25 protein-coding genes are annotated in these 25,501 nt (G+C 60.9%); 11 read left to right on the top strand and 14 right to left on the bottom strand.

Going from position 1 to position 25,501, the window contains the following annotated elements; all coding sequences use genetic code 11:
- Positions 1–60: 60 nt before the first annotated feature.
- Together purL and PMI11_RS33005 are read left to right on the top strand one after the other, a co-directional pair.
- Positions 61–2,295: a phosphoribosylformylglycinamidine synthase subunit PurL gene (gene purL, locus PMI11_RS33000; protein ID WP_007826247.1), complete on the top strand. Its 2,235-nt coding sequence runs from the start codon at positions 61–63 to the stop codon at positions 2,293–2,295.
- Between the two features lie 19 nt (positions 2,296–2,314).
- Positions 2,315–2,548, top strand: coding sequence for a BolA/IbaG family iron-sulfur metabolism protein (locus PMI11_RS33005; RefSeq protein ID WP_007826248.1), 234 nt, complete (start codon positions 2,315–2,317; stop codon positions 2,546–2,548).
- Between the two features lie 137 nt (positions 2,549–2,685).
- Here PMI11_RS33005 and PMI11_RS33010 read toward each other — a convergent pair whose 3' ends face one another.
- Positions 2,686–3,831 carry a hypothetical protein gene (locus tag PMI11_RS33010; RefSeq protein ID WP_007826250.1) on the bottom strand — a complete coding sequence of 382 codons (1,146 nt, stop codon included), beginning with the start codon at positions 3,829–3,831 and terminating at the stop codon, positions 2,686–2,688.
- Between the two features lie 165 nt (positions 3,832–3,996).
- On the opposite strand from PMI11_RS33010, the gene PMI11_RS33015 reads away from it, so the two are divergent.
- The 5 genes from PMI11_RS33015 (at position 3,997) to hisC (ending at position 8,672) form a co-directional block, all read left to right on the top strand.
- Positions 3,997–4,227 carry a hypothetical protein gene (locus PMI11_RS33015; RefSeq protein ID WP_007826251.1) on the top strand — a complete coding sequence of 77 codons (231 nt, stop codon included), beginning with the start codon at positions 3,997–3,999 and terminating at the stop codon, positions 4,225–4,227.
- A gap of 228 nt (positions 4,228–4,455) precedes the next feature.
- Complete coding sequence (grxD, locus tag PMI11_RS33020) at positions 4,456–4,794, top strand: Grx4 family monothiol glutaredoxin (protein ID WP_007826252.1); 339 nt, start codon at positions 4,456–4,458, stop codon at positions 4,792–4,794.
- 137 nt (positions 4,795–4,931) lie between these two features.
- A complete protein-coding gene (locus PMI11_RS33025; RefSeq protein WP_037072628.1) occupies positions 4,932–6,179 on the top strand; it encodes a multidrug effflux MFS transporter in 1,248 nt (415 codons plus the stop codon).
- A 121-nt stretch (positions 6,180–6,300) separates the two neighbouring features.
- Positions 6,301–7,581, top strand: a complete 1,281-nt coding sequence (locus tag PMI11_RS33030; protein ID WP_007826257.1) for a multidrug effflux MFS transporter — start codon at positions 6,301–6,303, stop codon at positions 7,579–7,581.
- 32 nt (positions 7,582–7,613) lie between these two features.
- Positions 7,614–8,672, top strand: coding sequence for a histidinol-phosphate transaminase (gene hisC / locus PMI11_RS33035; RefSeq protein ID WP_037072619.1), 1,059 nt, complete (start codon positions 7,614–7,616; stop codon positions 8,670–8,672).
- Between the two features lie 8 nt (positions 8,673–8,680).
- Here the strand turns inward: hisC and PMI11_RS33040 are convergent, their stop codons facing one another.
- The 6 genes from PMI11_RS33040 to PMI11_RS33065 all read right to left on the bottom strand — a co-directional run bounded on the left by PMI11_RS33040 (position 8,681) and on the right by PMI11_RS33065 (position 13,668).
- Entirely contained in the window at positions 8,681–9,505 is an 825-nt protein-coding gene (locus PMI11_RS33040) for an inositol monophosphatase family protein (protein ID WP_007826260.1), read from the bottom strand.
- Between the two features lie 17 nt (positions 9,506–9,522).
- Entirely contained in the window at positions 9,523–10,353 is an 831-nt protein-coding gene (locus PMI11_RS33045; protein WP_007826261.1) for an inositol monophosphatase family protein, read from the bottom strand.
- A gap of 44 nt (positions 10,354–10,397) precedes the next feature.
- Positions 10,398–11,264, bottom strand: a complete 867-nt coding sequence (gene ttcA / locus PMI11_RS33050; protein WP_007826262.1) for a tRNA 2-thiocytidine(32) synthetase TtcA — start codon at positions 11,262–11,264, stop codon at positions 10,398–10,400.
- Between the two features lie 59 nt (positions 11,265–11,323).
- Positions 11,324–12,253, bottom strand: a complete 930-nt coding sequence (locus PMI11_RS33055; protein WP_037072620.1) for a glutaminase — start codon at positions 12,251–12,253, stop codon at positions 11,324–11,326.
- A 69-nt stretch (positions 12,254–12,322) separates the two neighbouring features.
- Positions 12,323–12,940 (bottom strand): 30S ribosomal protein S4, encoded by a 618-nt coding sequence (rpsD, locus tag PMI11_RS33060; protein WP_007826265.1) that lies wholly within the window; start codon positions 12,938–12,940, stop codon positions 12,323–12,325.
- A gap of 197 nt (positions 12,941–13,137) precedes the next feature.
- On the bottom strand, positions 13,138–13,668 hold the full coding sequence (locus tag PMI11_RS33065; RefSeq protein WP_007826273.1) for a MarR family winged helix-turn-helix transcriptional regulator: 531 nt from the start codon (positions 13,666–13,668) through the stop codon (positions 13,138–13,140).
- Between the two features lie 100 nt (positions 13,669–13,768).
- On the opposite strand from PMI11_RS33065, the gene PMI11_RS33070 reads away from it, so the two are divergent.
- Positions 13,769–14,104: a cupin domain-containing protein gene (locus PMI11_RS33070; RefSeq protein ID WP_007826275.1), complete on the top strand. Its 336-nt coding sequence runs from the start codon at positions 13,769–13,771 to the stop codon at positions 14,102–14,104.
- A gap of 6 nt (positions 14,105–14,110) precedes the next feature.
- Here PMI11_RS33070 and PMI11_RS33075 read toward each other — a convergent pair whose 3' ends face one another.
- The 6 genes from PMI11_RS33075 to PMI11_RS33100 all read right to left on the bottom strand — a co-directional run bounded on the left by PMI11_RS33075 (position 14,111) and on the right by PMI11_RS33100 (position 21,355).
- Complete coding sequence (locus PMI11_RS33075; protein WP_007826276.1) at positions 14,111–15,625, bottom strand: ATP-binding protein; 1,515 nt, start codon at positions 15,623–15,625, stop codon at positions 14,111–14,113.
- Between the two features lie 109 nt (positions 15,626–15,734).
- Positions 15,735–16,910, bottom strand: a complete 1,176-nt coding sequence (locus tag PMI11_RS33080; RefSeq protein ID WP_007826277.1) for an MFS transporter — start codon at positions 16,908–16,910, stop codon at positions 15,735–15,737.
- A gap of 96 nt (positions 16,911–17,006) precedes the next feature.
- On the bottom strand, positions 17,007–17,807 hold the full coding sequence (gene murI / locus PMI11_RS33085) for a glutamate racemase (RefSeq protein WP_007826278.1): 801 nt from the start codon (positions 17,805–17,807) through the stop codon (positions 17,007–17,009).
- Positions 17,788–18,618, bottom strand: coding sequence for an RNA methyltransferase (locus tag PMI11_RS33090; RefSeq protein WP_007826279.1), 831 nt, complete (start codon positions 18,616–18,618; stop codon positions 17,788–17,790). The genes murI and PMI11_RS33090 overlap by 20 nt, the downstream gene beginning before the upstream one ends.
- Positions 18,619–18,625: 7 nt before the next feature.
- Positions 18,626–20,662, bottom strand: coding sequence for an FUSC family protein (locus tag PMI11_RS33095; RefSeq protein ID WP_007826280.1), 2,037 nt, complete (start codon positions 20,660–20,662; stop codon positions 18,626–18,628).
- A gap of 150 nt (positions 20,663–20,812) precedes the next feature.
- Positions 20,813–21,355, bottom strand: a complete 543-nt coding sequence (locus PMI11_RS33100; protein ID WP_007826281.1) for a hypothetical protein — start codon at positions 21,353–21,355, stop codon at positions 20,813–20,815.
- 192 nt (positions 21,356–21,547) lie between these two features.
- Between PMI11_RS33100 and PMI11_RS33105 the strand changes: the two genes are divergently transcribed.
- Together PMI11_RS33105 and PMI11_RS33110 are read left to right on the top strand one after the other, a co-directional pair.
- Complete coding sequence (locus PMI11_RS33105) at positions 21,548–22,759, top strand: NADP-dependent isocitrate dehydrogenase (protein WP_007826283.1); 1,212 nt, start codon at positions 21,548–21,550, stop codon at positions 22,757–22,759.
- Between the two features lie 446 nt (positions 22,760–23,205).
- The gene (locus PMI11_RS33110) at positions 23,206–23,835 is read left to right on the top strand and encodes a glutathione S-transferase family protein (RefSeq protein ID WP_007826285.1); all 630 of its coding nucleotides are present in this window, start codon (positions 23,206–23,208) and stop codon (positions 23,833–23,835) included.
- A gap of 9 nt (positions 23,836–23,844) precedes the next feature.
- On the opposite strand, the gene PMI11_RS33115 is transcribed toward PMI11_RS33110, so the two are convergent.
- On the bottom strand, positions 23,845–24,696 hold the full coding sequence (locus PMI11_RS33115) for an AraC family transcriptional regulator (RefSeq protein WP_007826286.1): 852 nt from the start codon (positions 24,694–24,696) through the stop codon (positions 23,845–23,847).
- Between the two features lie 126 nt (positions 24,697–24,822).
- Here PMI11_RS33115 and PMI11_RS33120 point away from each other — a divergent pair, with 126 nt between their 5' ends.
- A complete protein-coding gene (locus PMI11_RS33120; RefSeq protein WP_007826287.1) occupies positions 24,823–25,455 on the top strand; it encodes a LysE family translocator in 633 nt (210 codons plus the stop codon).
- The last annotated feature ends 46 nt before the right edge of the window (positions 25,456–25,501 follow it).

Genomic DNA, 25,501 nt, shown 5'->3' on the forward strand with positions numbered 1-25,501 from the left:
GACGCAAAACCGCTGCGCACTTTTGCTGGATTGCTCTAAGGCAGGGATTTTCGAGAGCTCATGACCATTCCAAACACTATCAAGATCACGCCGGAACTCATCGCCTCACACGGCCTCAAGCCGGATGAATATCAGCGCATTCTGGATCTGATCGGCCGCGAACCGAGCTTCACGGAGCTCGGCATCTTTTCGGCCATGTGGAACGAGCACTGCTCCTACAAATCCTCCAAGAAGTGGCTGCGCACCTTGCCGACCAAGGGACCGCGCGTCATCCAGGGACCTGGCGAAAATGCCGGGGTGGTCGATATTGATGACGGCGATTGCGTGGTCTTCAAGATGGAGAGCCACAACCACCCATCCTATATCGAGCCTTATCAAGGTGCGGCGACCGGTGTCGGCGGCATCCTGCGCGACGTCTTCACCATGGGCGCACGTCCGATCGCTGCCATGAACGCGCTACGTTTCGGCGAGCCGGATCATCCCAAGACCCGCCATCTCGTCGCTGGCGTCGTGGCCGGTGTGGGCGGCTACGGCAATTCCTTCGGCGTGCCGACGGTTGGCGGCGAAGTGGAATTCGATGCCCGCTATAACGGCAACATCCTCGTCAACGCCTTTGCAGCAGGCCTCGCAAAGTCGAACGCCATCTTCCTGTCGGAAGCCAAGGGTGTCGGCCTGCCTGTCGTCTATCTCGGCGCAAAGACCGGCCGTGATGGCGTCGGCGGTGCAACCATGGCATCGGCCGAATTCGATGAATCGATCGAAGAGAAGCGCCCGACGGTTCAGGTCGGCGATCCCTTCACCGAAAAGTGCCTGCTCGAAGCCTGCCTGGAACTGATGAAGACCGGCGCCGTCATCGCCATCCAGGACATGGGTGCGGCCGGCCTCACATGCTCGGCTGTCGAAATGGGCGCCAAGGGCGACCTCGGGATACTGCTGGAGCTCGACAAGGTGCCGGTGCGCGAAGAGCGCATGACCGCCTACGAGATGATGCTGTCAGAAAGCCAGGAGCGCATGCTCATGGTGTTGCAGCCGGAAAAGGAAGAGGAAGCCAAGGCGATCTTCGTCAAGTGGGGCCTCGATTTCGCCATCGTCGGCAAGACCACCGATGACCTGCGCTTCCGCGTCATGCATCAGGGCGAGGAAGTCGCAAACCTCCCGATCAAGGATCTCGGCGACCAGGCACCGGAATATGACCGCCCCTGGCTGGAATCCGCCAAGCGCGCCGCCCTGCCCGCCAATCTCGTTGCCGCGCCCAAGGATTATAACGAAGCGCTGCTCAAGCTCGTCGGCTCCGCCAACCAGTCGAGCCGGCGCTGGGTCTACGAGCAGTACGACACGCTGATCCAGGGCAACTCGCTGCAGCTGCCGGGCGGCGACGCCGGCGTCGTGCGTGTCGAAGGTCATCCGCTGAAGGCGCTCGCCTTTTCCTCGGACGTCACCCCGCGTTACGTCGAGGCCGATCCTTTCGAAGGCGGCAAGCAGGCCGTTGCCGAATGCTGGCGCAACATCACCGCAACAGGCGCCCTGCCGCTGGCTGCCACCGATAACCTCAACTTCGGCAATCCGGAAAAGCCCGAAATCATGGGCCAGTTCGTCGGCGCCGTGAAGGGCATCGGCGAAGCCTGCCGCGCGCTCGATTTCCCGATCGTTTCCGGCAACGTCTCGCTCTATAACGAAACCAATGGTGTCGCGATCCTGCCGACGCCGACCATTGCCGGCGTCGGCCTGATGCCCGACTGGCGCAAGATGGTCCGCATCGGCAGCGCTGCCGAAGGTGACAAGGTTCTGCTCATCGGCACTGACGGCAGTCATCTCGGCCAGTCGATCTATCTGCGCGATATCGTCGGCAGCGCCGAAGGTCCGGCACCTGAAGTCGATCTCTCTGCCGAGCGCCGCAACGGCGATTTCGTCCGCTCGGTCATCCGTAACGGTCAGGCGACCGCCTGCCACGACATTTCCTCCGGCGGCCTCGTGTTGGCGCTCGCTGAAATGGCGATGGCCTCAGGCAAGGGTCTCAACGTCAGCCTCAGCGAAGGCAAGGGTGCGGCCCATGCCCAGCTCTTCGGCGAGGATCAGGCACGCTACGTGCTGACCGTTCCGAATGATGTTGCCGATTTCATCTGCGCCAATGCAGAAGGTTCAGGCATCCCCTTCCGCCGCCTCGGCACCATCAAGGGCGATGCCCTTGTCGTCGACGATCTGATTGCGCTGCCGATTCAGCAATTGCGCGATGCCCATGAATCGTGGTTCCCTGATTTCATGGATGGTCGCGGCGAGCTTGTCGCCGCGGAATGATGCGCAAGGAGTAACGATCATGGCCATGAAACCCGGCGATATCGAAGACATGATCAAGGCCGGGATTCCCGGTGCCAAGGTAACGATCCGCGATCTGGCAGGCGACGGCGATCACTACGCCGCTGAAGTCGTCGCGGAAGCCTTCCGCGGCAAGAGCCGCGTGCAGCAGCACCAGATGGTCTATGAGGCGCTGAAGGGCAATATGGGCGGCATCCTGCACGCCCTTGCCCTGCAGACCTCGGCACCGGATTGAAATTAGAGCTTCGTCCGACTGAAGATCTGAAATGAACAGGCCCGGCTGGAAGGCTTCTTCCGCCGGGTTTTTGTTTTGAAACGGAAGCGATGGCTCGAAAGTGATCGACGCGTCCTCACCTCTTCATTGCTGAGCTCTCAGGCAGGCAGCTTATCCTGCTCGGGATAGGCAAAGACCGAGGCCGGCATCGGGCCTGCGGTCAGCAGCGTGAAATCGAAGGTGGATTTCTTGTCCGGGCCCAGCACATATTGGCGGTGCACGCGCAACTGATCTTTGCGGATCTTCTTGTAATGTTCCGGCGTCAGAATCTGCCGCACGCGGATATGGATCATGCTTGCCTGCGGCGCATCCGGATGGCCGGAAACGCTGACGACGGGCACTTTGTAGAAGTTGATCGAGTCCGTCAGGCACTGCACATCGAGCCAGAAAATATCCGGGCAACGCGCGATCAGGCCGACGCGCGAGCGCAAGAGCGTCGCCGACGACATCAGCGCGCATTGCAGGATGGCGCAGCCGAGCGTCGCAAACACCACACGCTTGCCCTTGAAAACGTCGGGCTCCCGCTCCAGCAGAATGCCGACGACATGCGCCGCGACGCTGGAGCCCATACTGTGCGAGGAGATGACATATTCATCGGCCTCCTCGTTGAGTGCTGCGCGCATCGATGTCGCGCATTGTTCCAGCCAGTCGTTGAAAACAGGACTGTCCATGCGTGCCAGCGCCACGGCCATTTCCCAGTCGGCAAAAAGATGCAGCGTGTGGAAGCGCTCCGAAAACGGCAGGAAGCCGAAGGTGAAGAAGATGGCCGCGAGCGGCGCGCTCCAGCCGACGTGCCAGCCGGGAAGTCCCAGCCAGTAATGCAGCGTCAGGATCTGTAGCGTGATGACGATTGCGAGCGCCGTCAGCAGGAAGGGAAAGAGGAAGAACAGGCCAAAGCGCCAGGCATGGCGGAAATAGCCGGCCATGCCGCCCTCACGCACAACCCGCCAGAAGCTTGCAAAGCCCGCCGCGATCCGGCTTACCGTATTGCCGGTGCGCAACCGCTGCACCAGCTCGTTATGGTCGAAGACATGGACGCGCGTCCGCGTCTGCCAGCCATCGGCACCGGTGCCGACATCGAAGGAAACATAGTGCCCCTCGGCCGCAGCACCCGTTGCGACATTGTAGCCCCAGACGGATGCGCTTTGCCTTGCGGTACGCTCATACCGCGCCCGATGCGCCGCGCCATCAAGCGGTTCGAAGCCGGGGAAATGCAGCACAACCCGCTTATCGACGAGTTTCATAGTCTTTTTCTTCTTTCAGGCGGGTTGAGTGCGCCGTTGCCAGGATGACGGGTTCGCTTGAAAATATGGCGAAAAACCGGATAAAACCTTCGAGCCGTCTTGCTAAGCGAACTCTTCCGGAATTCAATAGGCAAGGTGCGTTTCGATAGGGTTGAGGGGGATTTTGTGGCCAATCTCGTGAATGAACTGGTGTCAGGTGTCGTCAATAGCGTGCTGAAGGAAATCCTGAAGAAGACGACGGGCCGCACCACGACCAAGCGCAAGCGCCGTAAGGCAGCGTCTGCAACGACGAGCCGCACTACCCGCAAGGCAACGCCGACGAGCAGTAAGCCTGCTCGCAAGCAGGTCAGCAAGCGCCGGACGGCGGCAGGCCGCAGCCGGCAGCGCCGCGCTTAGAGGCTTTCTCCACTGCAAGCTGCAAGGCCACTTCACCGATACCGAGATTGAACGGATCAAGGTGTTTCGCCGAGGGGCGTAACGCATAGGCAACAATCTGCGCCGCTAAGTGTCGCGGATTGGTCTTTTTTTGGTTTTGGCGGCTGGAATTCCGGCTTCCACATGCTATCTAAAGAAAACGATTGAAACGGCGGGCCTTTAACCCGCCTGTTGAAAGGATTAGGTCCCATGAGCGGTATCAACGAATTCATCGAAAACGAGATCAAGAGCAACGACGTCGTCCTCTTCATGAAGGGCACGCCGCAGTTTCCGCAATGCGGTTTCTCCGGCCAGGTTGTCCAGATCCTCGATTACATCGGTGTCGACTACAAGGGCATCAACGTGCTCGCCGATTCGGAAATCCGCCAGGGCATCAAGGATTACTCCAACTGGCCGACGATCCCCCAGCTCTACGTCAAGGGCGAATTCATCGGCGGCTGCGACATCGTGCGGGAAATGTTCCAGGCCGGTGAACTGCAGCAGCACCTCCAGGAAAACGGCGTCACCATTAAGACCGCCGTCGCCTGATCGGTCACCGGGCGTCCGTCCGGTTTCCAAATCTGTATCTTGAGTTCGAGGCGCTGCGCCAAGCAGCGCCTTGACCTGTTTATGGGAATTTCATTGTGACAGATTCATCACAAGCCATGTCCGCGGGTCGGCTGCCCATGGGCAAGCTCGAATTTATCGCGCTTGCGGCTTTCTTGATGGCCGTCAATTCGCTGGCGATCGACATCATGCTGCCCGCACTGCAGCAGATAGGCTCCAGCCTCGGTGTCGAGAACGAAAATCATCGCCAATATGTCGTTTCCGCCTATCTTTTCGGCTTCGGCCTCGCGCAGCTTTTCTACGGTCCGCTTTCCGATCGCTTTGGTCGCCGCATTCCGCTCCTGATCGGCCTCTGCATTTACGTCGTTGCCGCCTTCGGTATCGCCGTCGTCCCGACCTTTGCCGGTCTTCTGGCGCTGCGCTTCATCCAGGGTCTTGGTTCCGCCGCTACCCGCGTCATTACTATCTCCATCGTCCGCGACGTTTACGGCGGGCGACAGATGGCGGAAGTCATGTCGCTGATCATGATGGTTTTCATGGTCGTGCCTGTTATTGCGCCCGGCAGCGGCCAGATCATCATGCTCATCAGCACCTGGCATATGATCTTCGTCTTTATCGGCACGATGGCGACGGCCGTTGGCATCTGGATGTATCTGCGCCTACCTGAAACGCTGGATCCGGCTAATGTCCGCCCGTTCACAGCGCGCTCGATCCTGCAGGGCTTTGCGATCTTCCTGTCGAACCGCGTCGCCCTCTGTTACACCATTGCCAGCACGATCCTGTTCGGCGCGTTGTTCGGCTTCATCAATTCAGCCCAGCAGATCTATGTCGGCATCTATGGGCTCGGCGTCTACATGCCCGTCGCCTTTGCCGGCGTGGCTTTGTTCATGGCCTTCTCGTCCTTCATCAATTCGCAGCTCGTCGGTCGTTTTGGCATGCGAGGACTGTCGCATGCCTCTATCATCGGCTTTTGCGCGTTGAGCTTCATCTGGCTTCTGGTGCAGGTCTTCGGGCCGCAGCCGATGCCCTTCCCGATCTTCATAGTCTTCTTCGCGCTGGTCATGTTCCAGTTCGGCTGGATCGGCTCGAACTTCAACTCGCTCGCCATGGAGCCGCTCGGCCATCTTGCCGGCACGGCTTCCTCGGTGATCGGCTTCATGAGCACGGTCGGCGGTGCGTCGATCGGGGCCTTGATCGGCCAGTCCTTCAACGGCACGGCAACGCCGATGATCGCCGGCTACTTCGGCGTTTCGCTCATCGGCATCGTCTTCGTGCTGATCGCCGAAAAGGGCCAGCTGTTCAAAGCACAGCATGCGCCATTATCGAAGGACGCATCGCTTTCCAGCTTCACTGATATCGGACACTGATATCGGGCAACTGAAGCTTTCAGACACGTCAGGCGACGGGGCATCCTGGTAGGAGCCCGTTGCATCCCGCATTCATGCGGCCGCGTTTTCGGCCGCTCTTACGTCATTCAGGGGGATTCGAATGACTCCGACACATAAACCGCACACGGAAAACCAGGGCTCGGCCCGCATCGGCATGGGCTTTGTCGAGTTCGTGGTGACCATCGCCATCATGACCGCCAGCATTGCCATGGCGATCGACAGCATGCTGGCGGCGCTGCCCAGCATCGGTCATTCGCTTGGTGTGACCAACAACAATGACACGCAGCTCGTCATCGGCGTGTTCTTCCTGGGCTTCGGCGCCTCGCAAATCATCTTCGGCAGCCTGTCGGATGCCTTCGGCCGCCGCAACATCCTGCTCGGCGGCCTGGCCTGCTATATCCTCGGCATGTTTGCGGCGGCCGCCACCGGCAGCTTTGAAATGCTGCTGATCATGCGCTTCGTTCAGGGCATCGGCGGCGCGGCCGTGCGCATCACCACGATGGCAATCGTGCGTGACTGCTTCGGCGGCCGCGAGATGGCCCGCGTCATGTCCTATGTCATGATCGTCTTCATGATCGTGCCGATCGTTGCCCCCTCCGTCGGCCAGCTGATCATTACCTATGCCGAATGGCACTGGATCTTCATTCTGCTCGGCATCGTCGCCTCCATCCTCTTCGTCTGGGCGCTGCTGCGCCTCAAGGAATCCCTGCCGCCGGATGAGCGCATTCCTCTGTCCTTTGCGGCTGTCGGCGATGGCTTCAAGACGGTTCTGACCAACCGCATCACCTGCGGCTACATGATCGGGCTCACCATGTTCACCGGCGTCATCAGCGCCTATGTGATCTCGGTGCAGCAGGTCTTCGGCGAGGTCTACGGCCTCGGCGACTGGCTGCCGATCGCCTTTGCGGCAACGGCGGGCGGCATTGCGGTCGCCAACTTCCTGAACGGCATGCTGGTGCGCAGCTTCGGCATGCGCCGCATCTCGCATGCCGCCATGCTGCTCTTCACCATCATCTCGGCAATCGGCTTCGTCGCGGCACTCGGCGGCACGCCGGCCTTCGCCTTCTCCTACGCGCTCTTCTCGATCCTGCTGATGATGTTTGCCGTGATCGCCACCAATTTCACGGCTATCAGCCTGGAGCCGATGGGCAACCTCGCCGGCACGGCAACGGCGGTGACTGGCTTCGTCTCGACCACGTTCGGCGCCCTTCTCGGCGGCGGCGTCGGCCAACTCTTCAACGGCACCGTCCAGCCGCTCTTCGGCGGTTTCGCGCTCTTCGGCGCCATCACCGTCGTCATGGTGCTCTGGGCTGAAAACGGTAAGCTTTTCACCCATCCCGGCGACAGCCCGCAGATCGACCCCGGCGCCGTCCACATGTAATGCTGCTTAAGAGAGAAGACTGGAAGATCACGATGAGCCGCTTCTGGAGCCCCATTGTTCAATCCCTGACACCTTACGTGGCGGGCGAACAGCCCGTCATCGACGGCCTGGTCAAGCTGAACACCAATGAGAATCCCTACGGCCCATCGCCCCACGCGCTGGCGGCGATTTCAGAAATCGTCAACGATACGCTGCGCCTCTATCCCGAACCGACGGGCCTGAAGCTGCGCAAGGCGATTGCCGCAAGCCACGATCTCGATCCCGGTGAAGTCTTCGTTGGCAATGGTTCGGACGAGGTTCTGGCGCACACGTTCCAGGCGCTGCTGAAACACGAACTGCCCCTGCTCTATCCCGATATCAGCTACAGCTTCTACCCGACCTATTGCGGCCTCTACGGCATCACCTTCCGCGAGATACCGCTGGACGATAAGATGCAGGTTCGCATCGAGGACTACCGCCAGCCTTGCGGCGCGATCATCCTGACCAATCCGAATGCGCCGACCGGCACCGCGCTGCCGCTTGCCGCGATCGAGACGCTGGTTGCCGAACATCCAAATCAGGTCGTGGTCATAGACGAAGCCTATGTGGATTTCGGCGGCGAAAGCGCCATCCCGCTGGTACGGAAATACCCAAACCTGCTGGTCATCCAGACCTTCTCGAAATCACGCGGCCTCGCTGGTCTGCGCGTCGGCTTCGCCGTTGGCCAGCGTCCGCTCATCGATGCGCTGGAAAGGGTCAAGGACAGTTTCAATTCCTACCCGCTGGACAGGCTGACCCAGGCCGGCGCCGTCGCCGCCTGGGAAGATCGAGACTGGTTCCAGAAGCATTGCGATCTGATCATCGCAAGCCGCGAGCGCTTGACCGCTGCCCTCGGCGAACTCGGCTTCGAGGTCTTGCCCTCCTCCGCCAATTTCGTCTTCGCCCGCCACGCAACCCGCGGCGGCGCGGAGCTTGCTGCGGAACTGCGCAAGCGCGCTGTCCTCGTCAGGCACTTCCGCAAGGCCCGCATCGAGGATTTCCTGCGCATCACCATCGGCACGGATGCCGAATGTGACAAGCTTCTGGATGCGCTGAAGCAGATATTGGTCTGAGCTGAAGCTCAGACCGTGAAGACCTCGCGGCGCAGGATTTCCCAGCTGTCCTTGTCCGGCGTGATCAGCAGTCCGCCGGTAACATGATGCGGCAGATAGGCCGACCCGTCGAAGCGGGCGGCATAGCCGCCGGCTTCCTGGCTGATCAGCGTTCCGCCCAGGTGATCCCAGGGCATCAGCTTGTTGTACATCAGGTAATGCACATGCCCGCTGGCAAAGGTGCGGTACTCGTGAGCCGCGCAGCGGTAATTGGTCAGGAAACGCACCTTGGCAAGATTGCCGAGGATCTCGGCGCGCTTTTCCTGCGGCAGGTAGCCGGTGGAAGCCATGCCGACCATTTGGTCGAGCGCAACTGGCTCGGCGACCTGCAGACGCTGTGCCTCGCCGTCCGGCCGGCGCAGCCATGCGCCGCCGCCCTTTTCCGCCATGACCCAATCGTCGCCCATCGGATCATAGATGATGCCCGCAACCGTCTCGCCCTTGGAAACGACCGAGGCCATGACGCCGAAGGCCGGAATGCCTGACGCGAAGTTGAACGTGCCGTCGACGGGATCGACGACGATGGCGAGATCGGCATTTTCCAGCTTATCGAGAAGTGCTGGATCGGCGGCGACCAATTCTTCACCGATGAACAGCGCCTCCGGCCAGAGCCGCGTGGCCTCCGCCTTCATCATTCGTTCGGCCTGTTCGTCGGCCTCGGTCACGAGGTCGGTCGCTTCCGTCTTGGCGCGCACGTCACCGCTGCCCAGCCGGCGGAAGCGCGGCAGGATCTCGGCTTTCGCTGCCTGCCGCAGGAGATCGGCAAGCTTCATCGTGTCTACGGCAGTCGTCATGGCGCGTTCCTTTCGGTTTATCGGTAGCCGATGATTTCCCTGCGGATCATCTCCCAGCTTTCCTTGTCGGGAGCCGAGATGATGCCGCCGGAAATCTCGCCCGGTCTGTAAGGCGTTCCGTCGAATTTCGCGGTATGGCCGCCTGCTTCCTGATGCGTCAGCACGCCGGCAAGATGATCCCACGGCATCAGCTTGGGATGGCCGATGAAATGCAGCTTGCCCGACGAAACCATCCAATATTCGTAGGCCGAGCAGTTGAAGGCGAAGGTCATGCGGGTTTTGGCCATATTGCCGGCAACGCGCGAACGGTCAGGTTCGTCCATATGGCTGAAGGACATGGCGCCGACCATGCGGCCAAGCTCGATCGGTTCTGCGACCTTCAGGCGGACAGGCTCGCAATTGCGCTTGTGCTGGAAAGCGCCGGCGCCCTTGAGGGAAACGACGGTATCGCCGAGCACCGGATCGTGAATGAGGCCGGCCACCGTCTCGCCCTTGACGGTCACGGCGAGGATCGTGCCGAAGACCGGCAGGCCGGCTGCGAAATTGAAGGTGCCGTCGACGGGATCGATGATGAAGGCAAGATCGGCATCGGCAAGCGCAGGCACAACCGAACGGTCCGCCTCATAGGCTTCTTCGCCGACGATGAGTGCCGAGGGAAAGCGCTCGCGGATCGCTGCCGTCAGATAGGCCTCGGAGCGCAGGTCGGCCTGCGTGACGAGATCGACGGAAGATGTCTTTTCGGAAACATTGGCCGCAGCCGCATTGCGGAAGCGCGGCATGATCTCTTCTTCGGCGACATGCCGGAGGCAATCGCCGAGAAACTCTATGTCATTGTCTGAGAAAATCATTTTGGACTCGTTGCATGGATCTGCAGAGGCTCATAGCAAGCCCATTATGACGTTTGGGTGACGGTCAGCGCAGAAAAGTCGAAAAGTTTTGGATCAAGCAGATGCGATGGGTTCACATGCGCCAGAGCGCGCAGCATCGTGTCCTTGCGGCCGGGCATGCGCCGCTCGATATCGGCGAGCATGTCCTTCATCGCATTGCGCTGCAAACCGTCCTGCGAGCCGCAGAGATCGCAGGGAATGATCGGAAACTGCATGGCAGTCGCGAATTTCGCCATGTCGTCCTCGGCGCAATAGGCGAGCGGCCGCAGCACCATCAGGTTGCCTTCGTCATTCAGAAGCTTCGCCGGCATGGCGGCAAGACGACCGCCGTGGAAGAAGTTCATGAAGAAGGTTTCGAGGATGTCCTCGCGGTGGTGGCCGAGCACCAGCGCGTCACAGCCCTCTTCCTTGGCAATGCGGTAGAGATTGCCACGGCGCAGGCGCGAGCAGAGCGAACAGTAGGTGGCTCCCTCCGGCACCTTCTCCTTCACGATCGAATAGGTATCGCGATATTCGATGCGATGTTTGACGCCGATCCTGGAGAGGTATTCGGGTAGTACGTGCTTGGGAAAATTCGGCTGGCCCTGGTCGAGATTGCAGGCGATCAGCTCCACCGGCAGCAGCCCGCGCCATTGCAGGTCGAGCAGCAGTGCCAGCAGCCCGTAGGAATCCTTGCCGCCGGAAATGCCGATCAGCCAGCGCTTCTGGCCCTTGAGCATGTCGAAATCTTCGAAGGCCTGGCGCACTTGCCGCAACAGGCGCTTGCGCAGCTTGTTGAAGGAGACCGAATGCGGCGCGTCGGCAAACAGCGCATGGCCGATACCGGCTTCCGCCGTTTCGAGCTCGTCGGCAATATTGGCTGCGATATTCATTGTGTCGTCCGTGTGATGCGAGCGCCCTGCTTAGCAGAAACCCGCCGTTCAACCCAGCCTCAATCGCCGAAAACCGACCAGCCGGTGCGTGCTGCCAGCATCTCCAGCGCCACAGCGCCGAGCTGCGAATTGCCGACCTTGTTCAGCCCCGGCGACCAGACCGCGATCGAGGCGATACCCGGCGCCACGGCAAAGATGCCGCCGCCGACACCGCTCTTGCCGGGCAGGCCGACATGATAGGCGAAATCGCCGGAACCATCGTAATGACCGCAGGTCAGCATCAGCGCATTGATGCGCCGCGCCCGCTTCGGTGAGACGACCGAATGGCCGGTCAGCGGGTTGCTGCCGCGCGCTGCGAGGAACAGGCCGGCGCGGGCCAGCTGCTCGGTGGTCATCGAGAGCGCGCATTGGTGGAAATAGACACCGAGCACATGATCGACCGGATGGTCGAGATTGCTGTAGGAGCGCATGAAATTCGCAAGCGCGAAATTGCGATAGCCGGTCGCCGTCTCCGAACGCGCCACCTTGTCGTCGATGGTGATGGATTCGTCGTCTGCGAGGTAACGCACGAAACGCAGGAGTTCGCCGATCGCCTCACGCGGCGCATGGCCGGCCATGACGACATCGCTGACCGCGATCGCGCCAGCATTGATGAAAGGGTTGCGCGGGATGCCGTGCTCATGCTCGAGCTGGACGATGGAATTGAAGGCCGAGCCGGAGGGCTCGCGGCCGACGCGCTTCCACAGCCCCTCGCCCACCTTGCCGAGCGCCAGCGTCAGCATGAAGACCTTGGAAATGCTCTGGATCGAGAAAGCCACATCGGCATGGCCGACGCTATAGACCTTGCCATCGACGGTGATGACCGACAGGCCGAACTGGTTCGGATCGATCTTGGCAAGTTCGGGAATATAGTCCGCAACCTTGCCCTCGCCGATGCGGGGCGCCAATTCCTTGTAGATGCTGTCGAGGACTGCCTGCAAATCCATGATGGCTCTCTCCAGAGAACAAAAAAGCCGCCTTGAAGGGCGGCTTTTCCGTATGCGAAAACGTCTCGCGGATTAACGCGAATAGAATTCGACGACCAGATGCGGTTCCATGACAACTGCGTACGGAACATCGGCAAGCGTCGGAACGCGTGCGAAAGTGGCAACCATCTTGTGATGGTCGGCTTCGATGTAGTCAGGAACGTCGCGCTCTGCGAGCGAAACAGCTTCCAGAACCGTAACGAGCTGCTTGGACTTTTCACGAACTTCGATGACGTCGCCGGCCTTGCAACGGTAGGAACCGATGTTGACGCGGACGCCGTTGACCGTGACGTGGCCATGGTTGACGAACTGACGGGCAGCAAAGACCGTCGGAACGAACTTGGCGCGGTAGACGATCGCATCGAGACGCGACTCCAGAAGACCGATCAGGTTTTCAGAGGTGTCGCCCTTGCGGCGGTCAGCTTCAGCGAAGATGGCGCGGAACTGCTTCTCGCGCAGGTCACCGTAGTAACCCTTCAGCTTCTGCTTGGCGCGCAGCTGCACACCGAAGTCGGAAAGCTTGCCCTTGCGGCGCTGGCCGTGCTGGCCCGGGCCGTATTCGCGGCGGTTCACTGGGGACTTCGGACGGCCCCAGATGTTCTCGCCCATACGGCGGTCGATCTTGTACTTGGACGATTCGCGCTTGCTCATCGTATTTCCTTTCAGAATGTTATGACGGTTTGTTGCCAAACCGCGCGAAGGAAACACGCCCTCCTTTGATCTCGTTTCCGAGACCCGACAGGATCTATCCATTCGCGAACGGGCAGGATCCACGGGACATGTCAAATGAAACACCGGACATTGCTGCCCGGTGCTGGGGCGGTCTTTAGGGATAAGTCACAGGATTGTCAAACAGAATCTGCCGCAGCAGGCCCGTTCTCGCCCGCCCGTTCCAGCGAACCGGCAAGTTTGCGCAAGAGCCCGGCCAGCGCCCGACGCTCGTCCTCGTCCAGCCCGTCGAGATGGCCGAGTTCCCGCTTCATGTCTTCGCGGAAGGCGGCTTCGGCACGGCGGATGCCCTCCTCTGTCAGCGCCACCTCGAAGCTGCGCTTGTCTCCGGCAGACCGCTCGCGCCGGATGAGCCCGGATTTCTCCAGCCTGTCCAGTCGGTGCGTCAGCCCGCCCGAGGAAATCAGCAGAAGGCTATAGAGCTCGGTCGGCGTCATTCTGTAGGGCGGCCCTGCCCTGCGGATCGTCGCGATTACGTCGAACTCCCCTCGGTCGAGATCGAATTCCGAGAATGTCGCCTCGATGGACGGTCGCACCAGATTGGAGATCCGGTAGATGCGCCCGAGAATGCTCATCGGCGTCGTATCGAGATCGGGCAACTCTTTCACCCAGAGAGCGCGCAGCCGGTCGACATGGTCTCGCTTTTCCATGGTCACTCCAAAACTATCTTGACGAGAAGATAAATTGGGAAGATTATCTTCTCGTGAAGATAAATATAGCGAACCTGCAGCGTGATCCAAGGAGGAAATCATGTTCCATCTCATACCGCGTGAAAGCCAGCAGCAGTTCGCCAATCGCACCATCCGTTTCGAGGGCGGCGATTACGGCGCGCCGGTCTCGATCTTCCTGATCGACAACGAGCCTGGCCAGGGGCCGGACCTGCATGTTCACCCCTATACGGAAATGTGGATCGTCCGCTCCGGCAAGGCGCGCTTCACTGTCGGCGAGGAGACACTGGAGCCCAATGTCGGCGATATCGTCATCGTCAATGCCGAGATGCCGCACTGCTTCAAAAATGTGGGAACGACGCGCCTCGAGCTCACCTGCATCCATGCCAGCCCCGAAATCATCCAGAGCTGGGTGTGACGCGGTTTATTCCGCAGCGCTCTTCAGAAAATCGCTGTCGGGCGCATCGGCCGAGCCTGGCGCTGTCTCAGCCTGCAGGTCCGGAAAGGCAACGATGCGCTTGCCGCTGAAATCCGTATGCACGACGATGAGCCCCTGCTCCTCGAAATAACCGAGCAGCCGGCGCGCGCGCCGGGCCGAATGCGTCCCGTAAGCGCGGGCGATACGGGCGTCCGAAGGGCAAGCCTCGCCGCCGATCGCAGCCTTCGCCATCATCAGGAACACGCTCTGCAGATCGTCGGTGACGCCGTTCGACAGCGAAAGTGCCGTCGCCCACGCCTCACCTGCCGCCATTTCGGGATCGACGCCAGACCGCGAAACCGCAACGCGCCGGCGGAATTCCGGCAACGACATCGGCGGACCCGGAACACGGCGCATGCGCAGCCGCACCAGGAATTCCTGATAGAGAACCGCATCGGTGCGGAAGCCGGAGCCCGGATCATCGAGGATTTCGGCGAGCACGCCGGCAAGCCGTTCCTCACGCTCCTCAATCGACAGTTCCGGCTGGGTTGCTCTTGCCTCCGCGGCCTGCATGGGCGCTGCTGCCGGCGTCGAGCGCGAAAGCTCGGCGAGGATATCGGTGGTCGGGCGCGGTGCAGGCGGCGCACGCCGCACGATCGGCCGCTGGAATTCCTCCGGGTCGGGTGTGAAGATCAGGTCTTCGACATCCTGAGGCGCGTCCGGCAGCGGCATCAGCTTCGGGCTGGAAGAGCGCGCCGAGGTCTCGACATTGCCGATCTGGATCGGCAGCGGCCGGCGCGACAAGGCCGGACCCAGCGCCACGAAATGACCGCGCTTGAGATCTCGGAACATTTCCGCCTGGCGGCGGTCCATGCCGAGCAGGTCTGCGGCGCGCGCCATGTCGATATCGAGGAAGGTGCGGCCCATCAGGAAGTTCGAGGCTTCGGCCGCGACGTTCTTCGCAAGCTTTGCAAGACGCTGCGTGGCGATGACGCCCGCAAGCCCGCGTTTGCGCCCACGACACATCAGGTTGGTCATGGCGCCGAGCGAAGCCTTGCGCGCATCTTCCGACACGTCGCCGCCGACCGAAGGCGCAAACATCTGCGCTTCGTCGACCACGACGAGAACAGGATACCAATACTCGCGATCGGCATCGAACATGCCGTTGAGGAAGGCAGCGGCCGCCCGCATCTGCTGCTCGATATCGAGCCCTTCCAGCGTCAGCACGCAGGATACGCGGTGCTGGCGGATACGGTTGGCAATGCCGGCAAGCTCGGCCTCGGTGCGCTCACCGTCGACGATGACATGGCCGTACCGGTCGGAGAGCGTGACGAAATCACCTTCGGGATCGATGATGACCTGCTGCACCCATTGGGCGGATTGTTCCAGCAGACGGCGGAGAAGATGCGATTTGCCGGAGCCGGAATTGCCCTGAACGAGCAGACGCGTTGCCAGCAGCTCCTCGATATCGAGCGTCGCCGGAGCGCCGGACGCCAGTCCCATATCGATGCCAACCTGCACGTCCAATTCCCCTTACAAATTCCCGGCCCGTCTCTAGCAGATTCGCAGCCACTGTTGTCGTCAAACCGTCAAGAACTCACAGGGAAAGTCAGCCCTGGGAAATAGGCTTTCACACCGCCTCGCGCTCCACGAGGTCGCCCACCATGTCCGTCTGCGTCGGGATCAGCAAACGGGTGCAGAGCAGGCTGACGAAAAGCGGTACCAGCAAGACCGCAAGACCCGCACGCAAGCCCAGGAGTTCGCCAAGAAAGCCGATGATCGGCGGCCCGATGAGAAAACCGGTCAGGGCTGCGAAGGAGAGCGTCGCAACGCTTGACGCGGGCGGGCGGTCGCTCAGCGAGGCAACTGCCGTTACCGCAAGCGGAAATCCGACCGAAACGCCGACACCGACTGCTGCAAAGCCGATGAGGGCAAGCGGTGTTGCCGGCGCAAAGAGAACGACGAGCATGCCGGCAAGCGAGGCGATGCCGCAGCCGCGGGCAATGGCAACCGCGCCGAAACGGCCTTTCATGTAATCACCGCTGAAGCGCCCCGCCGCAACCATGAAGGCGAAAACCGAATATCCAAGGCCGGTTTGCGCCCCCGCGGCATTCATGACATCGCGCAGGTAGACCGCCGACCAATCGGCGATCGCCCCTTCGGTCATAGTCACGCCGAAGACGAAGGCGCAGATCCCAAGCAGGGCGAGACTGGGCGGCTTGAAGCCGGTCTTTACCTGCGAATTCTCCTCGTGGTGACTTTCAGGCAATTTCGGCAGGCGCAGGCTGGCAATCAGCCCGGCCGGCAGGATGACGATGGCCGTGATCAGGATCGACCAGTGCGGTGAAAGCCCAATGGCGATGGCACCAACGCCGATCAGACTGCCGGCCATGATGCCGAGGCTCCAGAAGCCATGGCAGCGGCTCATGATGATCAGCCCCGTCGCCTTCTCCGTCACATCGGCCTCGACATTCATGCCGAGTTCCACCGTCGAAAGCGCGACCCCGACGATCATCAAGGCAAAGAACAGAAGCGTGGTGCTGGGCGCGAAGGCTGGCAGCGAAACCACGGCAAGAAAGAACATGAAACCATAGATGATCGCCATCCGCCCGCCGATGCGCGAGACAAGGCGGCCGGCAAACGGCAGGGTGATCAGCGTGCCGATCGGCAATCCCAGAAGTGCAACGGCGAGATCGGCGGTGCCGAGTTCAAGCTTCGCCTGGATATCAGGAATGCGCGGCAACCAGGCGCCAAAGGCTATCGGTTGCAGAAAGAAGATCAGCATGACAAGTCTTTGCAGCGGCACGGCGCATCCTTTACATCTTGAGCGCCAAACCCGCTCGCGATTCCCCGCGTAGATCTTGCGCGATGAGACAGGTGAAATAAAGCGCGCAGTGGCTTCTCAGGCGCTCAGCCCGAAACCTTGCATCAGCCGCCGCGTGGCGAAATCCGGATTGCCCGAGGTGAAAACGGCAAAGTCGAAATTATCGGGATGAACCGCGTCCGCGACCTGCGGCACCAGCGTGCGGGCGCGCCGTGCAATGGCTTCCGCCGGATCCAGCCAGTCGACCGGCCATGGCGACAGTCTGCGGAACAGATTGGCCATGAACGGATAATGCGTACAGGCGAGCACCACGATATCGGTCTTGCGCCCGTCCTTCTCCACAAAGCATTGCTCGATCTCGGCCGTCACTGCCTCGTCGGAAACGGCTTCACCCCTGATATAAGCCTCCGCCATGCGCGCCAGGTTTTCAGAACCCACGAGCCGCACATGGCACTGCTGGGCAAAGGACTGGATGAGGTCGCGCGTATAGGCGCGCCTGACAGTGCCGGGGGTCGCAAGCACCGAGACGAGACCAGAGCGTGTGCGTTCGGCGGCAGGCTTGATCGCCGGCACCGTTCCGACGAAAGTCATCTGCGGAAAGGCGGCGCGCAGGTCGGCACCCAAAAGCGTGAAGGCCGTATTGCAGGCAATGATGCAGACCTCGGGATCGTAATCTTCGAGCAGCCTGGCGAAGAGGCCGATGATCCGCTCCTTCAGCGCCTGCTCTTCCCATCCGCCATAGGGAAAGCCGGCATCGTCAGCGATATAGATGAAGCCGCGTTCCGGCATCAGCACGCGTGCCTCGCGCAGGACGGTCAGCCCGCCTATGCCTGAATCGAAGACGAGGACGGGTTTCAGCTCATTCGTCGGCGCTGTCATCAGTCGGGGCACCCTTGGCGGATCGAGTGGAACCGCCCTTGCGCGGACTGTCGCGCGAAAAGCGGTCGAGGGAGGAGATGACGCCGCGCAGCACGCTTATTTCCTGTTCCGTGAATGCCCGGCGGGAGAGGACTGCGCGAAGATTGTCGACCATTTTCGGCTTTTTCGAGGGCGGATGGAAATAGTTGCGTGAATCCAACGCCTCTTCCAGCTGGTCGAACAGGCCGAAAAGCTGTTCCTTGGTGGAGGGGCGCTGCTCGAGCGCCTGGAACGGCACCGCCTCCAGATCCTCCATGCCCGATTTCATCCATTCATAGGACATCAGCAGCACGGCCTGGGCGATGTTGAGCGAGGCGAAAGCCGGATTGACCGGGAATGTAACGATCTCGTCGGCAAGAGCCACTTCCTCATTGGTCAGCCCCCAGCGCTCGCGGCCGAAGAGGATGCCGGTCGCCTCGCCTGCCCGGAACCGGCTGCGGAGGTTTCCGGCGGCAAAGACCGGAGAGCGCACCGGCTTGTAATTGTCGCGGCTGCGCGCCGTCGTCGCATAGACGAAGTTGAGATCGGCAATCGCCTCTTCCAGCGTAGCGAAAACCTTCGTGCCCTCGATCACGTGATCGGCCTTGGAGGCTGCTGCCTGCGCCTTCTCGTTCGGCCAGCCGTCGCGCGGATTGACGAGGCGCAGATCGGCCAGGCCGAAATTCGCCATGGCACGCGCCACCATGCCTATATTCTCGCCCATCTGTGGCTCGACCAGAATGATCACCGGCCCTTCGGCCAGAAGTTGACGCTCGCTGTTCGTACCCGCCATGTGCTTCCTATTCCTGATTTACGGGCGCAATAGCTTTGCCGGCTGCAAACGGCAAGTCTTGCGTCTCCGTTGGGTAGAGCCGCTCCAGCGTCGAGCCGATCATTTCCACCGCCAGCCGAGCGCCCTCCCGCCAGAGCGGCAGGTGCCGGCCGGTCGGTCGAATCTGCTTTCGGATGATCAGGAAACATTCCGAGCCGCGCGGCGCAACCGTATCCAGCATGCCGATATCGGCAGCGATCCTGCGTTTCAGATCGTCATCGACTGCATCGGCAGTGTGGTTTCGTGCCAGGACGCGCGACCAGTAGGTGACCGACAGGAAGATTGCCAGCGTCTGGCGGATCTGTCCCGGCCTGGTGACAATGGACCATGTGGAGCCGAGTGGGCGTGCGGCAAGCGTAATGTCGCGGTAGCAGGCATCGACCTTCTGCGAGATGAGGATCAGTTCCGGCTGGCTCTTTTTGTCCGATACGGCCGATAACAGCTCCTTCAGGGTGTCGAACCACTTGGCGAGCGCGGTATCGAGTGCCCCGCGCGTACGCGCCGGCAGGACGAGGAAGGCCACCAGCGTTCCAGCGACCGCGCCGATCAGCGTTTCCTCCAGTCGCAGCTTCAGAAGATCGAAGGTCAGGACACCCATCATGCCATAGATCAGGCAGAGCACGATCGAGATGAAGAAGGTCATCGTCGCGTAGGAAATCTGCAGGAAGTAGAAGGCGAGGAAGACGCAGACTATCGAAACGGCAATGGCAATACCCATCTGGTGGGAAAGCAATGAGGCCAGCACCAGGCCGAAGGCGATGCCGAACAACGTGCCGATCGAGCGCTGCAGCGCCTTGATGGCTGTGTCGCCGCGCGAATTGGTATTGCTGAAGACGAGGAAGGAAGCGAGCACCGCCCAGAACCAGCGCTCGCGCGATAGCGCCAGGCCGAGTGTCATGGCAATCGCGGCCGCCAGCGTGATCTGCAGGGCAGAACGCATCACCGGGTTCTTCAGCGAGAAGTCGACTGCCGTGGGCGTGCTGACCTCCTCGACAGAGGCGATCTCAGCAAAATCCGTCCTGCGTCCGGTATCGATCGTTTCGACGAGCTGCCGGCGCGCCGCTCCGAGCCAGAGCAGCGCCCGCGCCGTCTCGCCCTGCGGCTGTCCCTCCATATCGGCGACCGCTTTTTCCTGCGCAGACAGTACTGCCTTGTCATCCTCGATGACGGCATGGACGAGCACAAAGGATGGTGGGCTTTGATAGCTCAGCACGATGGCACTTTCGGTCGCCAGATGCGCATCGAATAGCCGGATCGCCAGTTCAGCGGCCGGTGCGGAAGCGCCATCGAAAACACCGCCCGGCGGGCGCGGAATGAAGCTCTCGGCCATCAGCACGACTTCCTTCAGCCGGTCTTCCAGCTGGCGCAGCTCCTGCCTGTCGGCCTCATCGACCTTTCCATCCGCTGCAAGGGCAGCGAGCTTGAAGAGGATCTGATTGATGCGGCCCCGCACGCTCTCCAGTGAACGCAGCAGGTCGCGCCGCCAATTGTCGGGCAGAAGCACCGCCCTCACCCAATGGCTGACAAGCGCCGAGACAACAGGGCCGATCAGGACGACGGGCAATTCCCCGATCGTCGGGTGGAAGTAGGAACCCAGGAAATAGGAGGTGAAGGCGAACATGCCGATCGCAAAGCCACGCGGGCCATAAACGCGCGCAGATGAAGCCAGGAATATCACCACAAGGAAGATGAAATCCGAGAGTACGCGTTGCGACTCCAGCGCCGCCGCGATGCCGACCACCACGAGGCTTGCAAGACAGCCGAGCAACCTGGTGATGAGCTGGCTCGCCGAGCCCTTGTCGCGCACCGCGACCCCGCCTTCGATCGACAGCACGATGCCGAGACCATAGGACGCGGTCGGCAGCGGCACGATGAGCATGTGGATCAAAAGCAGGATCGTGAAGGAGAGCAGGATCGACAGCGTAACCCGCGTGCCCATGCGCAGGCGCGAAAGCGCCGGGTCATTGGCAAGCAGCCAGTCTCGGAACTCAAAGCCGGAAATCACCCTTGCCAGTCCTCATGCGCGCCGGATGTGGCGAACCCGAGAGCGAGATACCGCCGCCTCAGCAAAAATCAAATCACACCAACATGATGATTGCCAAGCGCCATTAGTCATGGTGTTCGCCGGAGCCACCAATCGGTGACCTCATCAGGATCATTCGCCATTGGCGATTTGCACCATGGCTTCCTTGAGTGAGATCGGCCCCTGCCCCTCCTCGCCCTGGATCATGATATCGTCGATGACGGGTTTGCCGTTCTCCTCGATTACCTCGAAACGCACGGTCGTGAAGGCATCTCTGTTGGGTGTGCCTTCCATGCAGGTCGCCGCCTTGAACTTCGCCGTCACCTCGGTCGTGCCGTTGGCCGGCTGGCCGCTTTCGATGGAGAGGTCCTGCAGCGGACAGGCATCCTGGCCGTTGACGATGACGTCATAGTCGAACGGCGAAATGCCGTCCTCGTCGGCTGCAGGATTTTGGGCTGCCGCCTTGTACTTGTCGCCGAAATCCTTGCTGTAGAGCCGGCCGAGCGTGCTTTCTTCGAAAATATCGATCCAGTCGCTGTTCTCGCCCGCCCAGTTTTTCTGCGTGTCCTTCATGATCTCCTTGACCGGCGCAGTCGCATCGGCCGCAAGTGAAAGACCGGGTGCAAAAGACAGGGCGGCAACGAGGCCGGCGAACAGAACGGCGATCTTCTTCATGGCAAAATGTCCGGGACTCGGGGGGGCTTCTGCCGGCGAGACTAGCCATTTTCCAGCACTTGGCAATGGCGGCAAAAACGCTACGTCCCTGCCCGTTCTGCTTTGCGTTCCCGGCTCACAATGCTATAGCGCTGCGGACCCACATCACCCACCCGGGGCATTAGTCCCTTCCTAAGCTTACGAGGCAGATACATGAAGAAGATCAAGGTCGCCAATCCCGTCGCCGATCTCGACGGCGATGAAATGACTCGCATCATTTGGCAGCTCATCAAGGACAAGCTGATCCATCCGTATCTCGACCTCGACATCGACTATTTCGACCTCTCGGTCGAAAACCGCGACGCCACCAACGACCAGGTAACGGTCGATGCTGCTAACGCCATCAAGAAGTACGGCGTCGGCATCAAGTGCGCGACCATCACGCCGGACGAAGCCCGTGTGAAGGAATTCAACCTCAAGGAAATGTGGAAGAGCCCGAACGGCACGATCCGCAACATCCTCGGCGGCGTCATCTTCCGCGAGCCGATCATTTGCCGCAACGTTCCCCGCCTCGTTCCGGGCTGGACGCAGCCGATCGTCGTCGGCCGTCACGCTTTCGGCGACCAGTACCGCGCCACCGACTTCAAGTTCCCCGGCAAGGGCAAGCTGACGATCAAGTTCGTGGGCGAAGACGGCACCGTCATCGAAAAGGAAGTCTTCAACGCACCGGGCGCCGGCGTCGCCATGGCCATGTACAACCTCGATGAATCGATCCGCGAATTCGCCCGGGCCTCGATGATGTACGGCCTGATGCGCAAGTGGCCGGTCTACCTGTCGACCAAGAACACCATCCTCAAGGCCTATGACGGCCGCTTCAAGGACATCTTCGAAGAAGTCTTCGAAGCTGAATTCAAGGATCAGTTCAAGGAAGCCGGCATCACCTACGAACACCGCTTGATCGACGACATGGTCGCTTCTGCGCTGAAGTGGTCCGGCGGCTATGTCTGGGCCTGCAAGAACTATGACGGCGACGTCCAGTCCGACACCGTTGCCCAGGGCTTCGGCTCGCTCGGCCTGATGACCTCGGTTCTGCTTACGCCCGATGGCAAGACGGTCGAAGCCGAAGCCGCACACGGCACGGTCACTCGCCACTACCGCCAGCACCAGAAGGGCCAGGAAACCTCGACGAACTCGATCGCCTCGATCTTCGCCTGGACCCGTGGCCTCGCGCACCGCGCCAAGCTCGACGACAATGCCGAGCTCGCCAAGTTCGCTGCAACGCTCGAAAAGGTCTGCGTCGACACCGTCGAAGCCGGCTTCATGACCAAGGATCTGGCCCTGCTCATCGGTCCCGATCAGCCGTGGCTCTCCACCACCGCTTTCCTCGACAAGATCGACCAGAACCTGCAGGTTGCAATGGCCTGAGCCTTGCTCGGATAGAAATCGAAAACCCGGCCTTTGTGCCGGGTTTTTTGTTGTCCTGCGAAGTCCAATTTCGTTTCTAAATTAGAATATACTTTAAAAGCGCAAGCTTCGCGTAAGTTGCAAGGCATATTCAGATACTCGCCTAGGCATGGAGGTTCTGATGGCCAAGAAGAGTTTTGTCCCCGAATTCCTGCAACTTGTAAGGCTCCTCGCGCGGCGCGAGGGGCAAGATATGATTGTTTTTTATCTTGATCTTGCTTTGCTTGAGACCCAGACCCAACACTACAATGAGCGCTGGCGGTTCCCTCCCGGCCGGACCGCCACCGGTGACGCGCCGCCATCGACCGAGGTCATCCCTCGCGCGGCCGTGAAGGTGCCGCCTTCTCCGAGGGTTGAAATCTCCCGCGCCAGCGCTACGAAAAGAGCATGGGAAAGAGGAGAGCAGGATGACCGAGGAAATCACCTTCTACACCAATCCGATGTCGCGCGGCCGGATAGCGCGGTGGATGCTGGAAGAAACCGGCGTACCATATCATACCGAAGTCCTGACCTTCGGCGGGACGATGAAGGAGCCGGACTATCTGTCCGTCAACCCGATGGGCAAGGTGCCGGCGATCCGTCATGGGAAGACGATCGTGACGGAATGCGCGGCAATCTGTGCGTATCTTGCGGACACGTTTCCGCAGGCAGGGTTGGGCCCGCAGGCGGATGAGCGAGCCGATTACTACCGCTGGATGTTCTTCGCCGCCGGGCCATTGGAAGCATCCGTCACCTTGAAGGCGCTCGGCTTCGAAATCCCGCAGGAGCGGCTGCGCATGGCAGGCTGCGGCTCTTTCGGCGATGTCATGGGCACGCTGGAAAAGGCGGTTTCGGCCGCCTCTCCCTATATCACCGGCAAGCGCTTCACGGCTGCCGACGTCTACGTCGGCTCGCATGTCGGCTGGGGCCTCACCTTTGGCAGTATCGAAAAGCGTCAGGCCTTTGTCGATTATTTCGGCCGCCTTGCCGAACGCGATGCCTATAAGCGGGCAACCGCATTGGACGACGAGGCGGCGAAGGCCATGCAAGCCGCCTGAGCGTTTCGCTTAGACAAGCGGCATGTAGATATCCGTCCGCAGCTCGGTCGGCGCCACTTCGCGCGGATTGTTGAGATATTCCTCGAACATCACACGATCCCGGATCTGCCGGCCCGAGGCCGGCAGCCACTGGGCGTAGAGCCATTGATAGGCCTTGTACATATCGGCATAAGGCCCCTTGTGATGCAGCACGGCATAGTCGCCGCCTTCCACCATGCGCCGCTCCAGCGGTGCGTTGGCGGCCGTCTCTTCGCCGGCTGCGACACAGGCGATGGAGCGCAGCTTCTCGGGCTGCACGAGATCGGGATCGTCGAGATAGACGCCGATCATCCGCATATCCGGCCTTGCCAGCCCACGGGCATAGAGCGTGCCGAACAGCGTCTCGAAGGCCTTGCCGATCTCCATATAGGAGCCGGTATGGGGAACGCCGACCAATTTGAGCGGCGGGATGGTTTTCAGGCTTACGTCAAACATGGCTGTCGCCTTTCCGGAGATTGAGGGTTCGAACTGCGTGTGGCTTCCCTCTTTCCGGTAGCGTGCCGGCGGCATTCCATAGACCGATTTGAATATGCGGTTGAAGGACTGGAGATTGGGATAGCCTGATCGCTTCGCAATCTCGGCGACCGCCAGTTCCGTGCGGACGATATCGCCCGCCGCGCGATGCAGCCGCAGCCGCTTGACGGTTGCCGCCAGCGTCTCGCCGTAAATCGCCCGATAGATCCGGTGCCAGTGATAGCTCGACAGGCAGGCGATCTCGGCCAGCCGCTCCATATCCAGATCCTCGTCCAGATGATCGTGGATATAGGCCGAGACCCGTCTCAGACGGTGCTCGTAAAGCGCCCATGCCGTTTCACCCACCATGTCAAACCCTTTGCTATTCGATCGGCTACAGCAAACCATAGCCGGATTTGACAAATCCTGCGCACTTGAACTGGCGGCGAATCCTGCGTAGACCGGAATTCCGGCTCGAACCCAAGAGGAAGACTGATGCCGGACTTTTCTACATTGATGCTCTTTGCCGCCGCAGCGCTGGTGCTTACCGCCACGCCCGGTCCCGACATGCTGCTGATTGCCTCGCGCAGCATCAGCCAGGGACACGCCGCCGGATTTCTGACCTATGCAGGCATTGCGCTCGGCACCTATTGCCACGCGCTTGCCGCAGCTTTCGGGCTCTCGCAGCTCTTCATGACCGTGCCCGTCGCCTTTGAAGCCGTACGCTGGGCCGGCTGCTGCTATTTGCTTTACCTCGCCTACAGGACGATCCGTTCGGAAGGCACTGCTTTTGCGCCGGCCTCCACGCTGAAGCGCCTGTCGGGCCGGCGCATCTTTTTTGCCGGTCTCGCCACCAATCTGCTCAATCCGAAAATGGCGCTCTTCGTCATGGCGCTCTTTCCGCAATTCGTGAATGCGGAGAGCGGCTCCATGACCGCGCAGATGCTGGTGCTTGCGAGCGTCCTGAACGGCATCGGCCTCGTCGTGAACGGCGCCGTCATTATCCTCGGAAGCCAGATCCGTTCACGGCTTGGCTCGGTGCGCCGTTTTCCGAAACTGCCGCAATATATGCTGGCAACTGTCTTTACCGGCCTCGCCTGCCGTCTCGCGCTGCAGACCAGAAACTGACCGCAGCAGGCGCACCGCGAAAACAAAACCGGCTGCGAAATCCATG

The organism is Rhizobium sp. CF142, from assembly GCF_000281145.1.
Classification (GTDB): Bacteria; Pseudomonadota; Alphaproteobacteria; order Rhizobiales; family Rhizobiaceae; genus Rhizobium.

Excerpts from the sequence above, each read along its gene's own strand:
- PMI11_RS33070 (WP_007826275.1), top strand. The coding sequence starts at position 13,769 with ATGTTCCATCTCATACCGCGTGAAAGCCAGCAGCAGTTCGCCAATCGC.
- PMI11_RS33100 (WP_007826281.1), bottom strand. The coding sequence starts at position 21,355 with ATGAAGAAGATCGCCGTTCTGTTCGCCGGCCTCGTTGCCGCCCTGTCT.
- PMI11_RS33090 (WP_007826279.1), bottom strand. The coding sequence starts at position 18,618 with ATGGCGGGTACGAACAGCGAGCGTCAACTTCTGGCCGAAGGGCCGGTG.
- PMI11_RS33005 (WP_007826248.1), top strand. The coding sequence starts at position 2,315 with ATGGCCATGAAACCCGGCGATATCGAAGACATGATCAAGGCCGGGATT.
- PMI11_RS33120 (WP_007826287.1), top strand. The coding sequence starts at position 24,823 with ATGCCGGACTTTTCTACATTGATGCTCTTTGCCGCCGCAGCGCTGGTG.
- hisC (WP_037072619.1), top strand. The coding sequence starts at position 7,614 with ATGAGCCGCTTCTGGAGCCCCATTGTTCAATCCCTGACACCTTACGTG.
- ttcA (WP_007826262.1), bottom strand. The coding sequence starts at position 11,264 with ATGAATATCGCAGCCAATATTGCCGACGAGCTCGAAACGGCGGAAGCC.
- murI (WP_007826278.1), bottom strand. The coding sequence starts at position 17,807 with ATGACAGCGCCGACGAATGAGCTGAAACCCGTCCTCGTCTTCGATTCA.
- grxD (WP_007826252.1), top strand. The coding sequence starts at position 4,456 with ATGAGCGGTATCAACGAATTCATCGAAAACGAGATCAAGAGCAACGAC.
- PMI11_RS33030 (WP_007826257.1), top strand. The coding sequence starts at position 6,301 with ATGACTCCGACACATAAACCGCACACGGAAAACCAGGGCTCGGCCCGC.
- PMI11_RS33045 (WP_007826261.1), bottom strand. The coding sequence starts at position 10,353 with ATGATTTTCTCAGACAATGACATAGAGTTTCTCGGCGATTGCCTCCGG.
- PMI11_RS33010 (WP_007826250.1), bottom strand. The coding sequence starts at position 3,831 with ATGAAACTCGTCGATAAGCGGGTTGTGCTGCATTTCCCCGGCTTCGAA.
- PMI11_RS33040 (WP_007826260.1), bottom strand. The coding sequence starts at position 9,505 with ATGACGACTGCCGTAGACACGATGAAGCTTGCCGATCTCCTGCGGCAG.
- PMI11_RS33065 (WP_007826273.1), bottom strand. The coding sequence starts at position 13,668 with ATGGAAAAGCGAGACCATGTCGACCGGCTGCGCGCTCTCTGGGTGAAA.
- PMI11_RS33105 (WP_007826283.1), top strand. The coding sequence starts at position 21,548 with ATGAAGAAGATCAAGGTCGCCAATCCCGTCGCCGATCTCGACGGCGAT.
- PMI11_RS33025 (WP_037072628.1), top strand. The coding sequence starts at position 4,932 with ATGGGCAAGCTCGAATTTATCGCGCTTGCGGCTTTCTTGATGGCCGTC.
- purL (WP_007826247.1), top strand. The coding sequence starts at position 61 with ATGACCATTCCAAACACTATCAAGATCACGCCGGAACTCATCGCCTCA.
- rpsD (WP_007826265.1), bottom strand. The coding sequence starts at position 12,940 with ATGAGCAAGCGCGAATCGTCCAAGTACAAGATCGACCGCCGTATGGGC.
- PMI11_RS33115 (WP_007826286.1), bottom strand. The coding sequence starts at position 24,696 with ATGGTGGGTGAAACGGCATGGGCGCTTTACGAGCACCGTCTGAGACGG.
- PMI11_RS33110 (WP_007826285.1), top strand. The coding sequence starts at position 23,206 with ATGACCGAGGAAATCACCTTCTACACCAATCCGATGTCGCGCGGCCGG.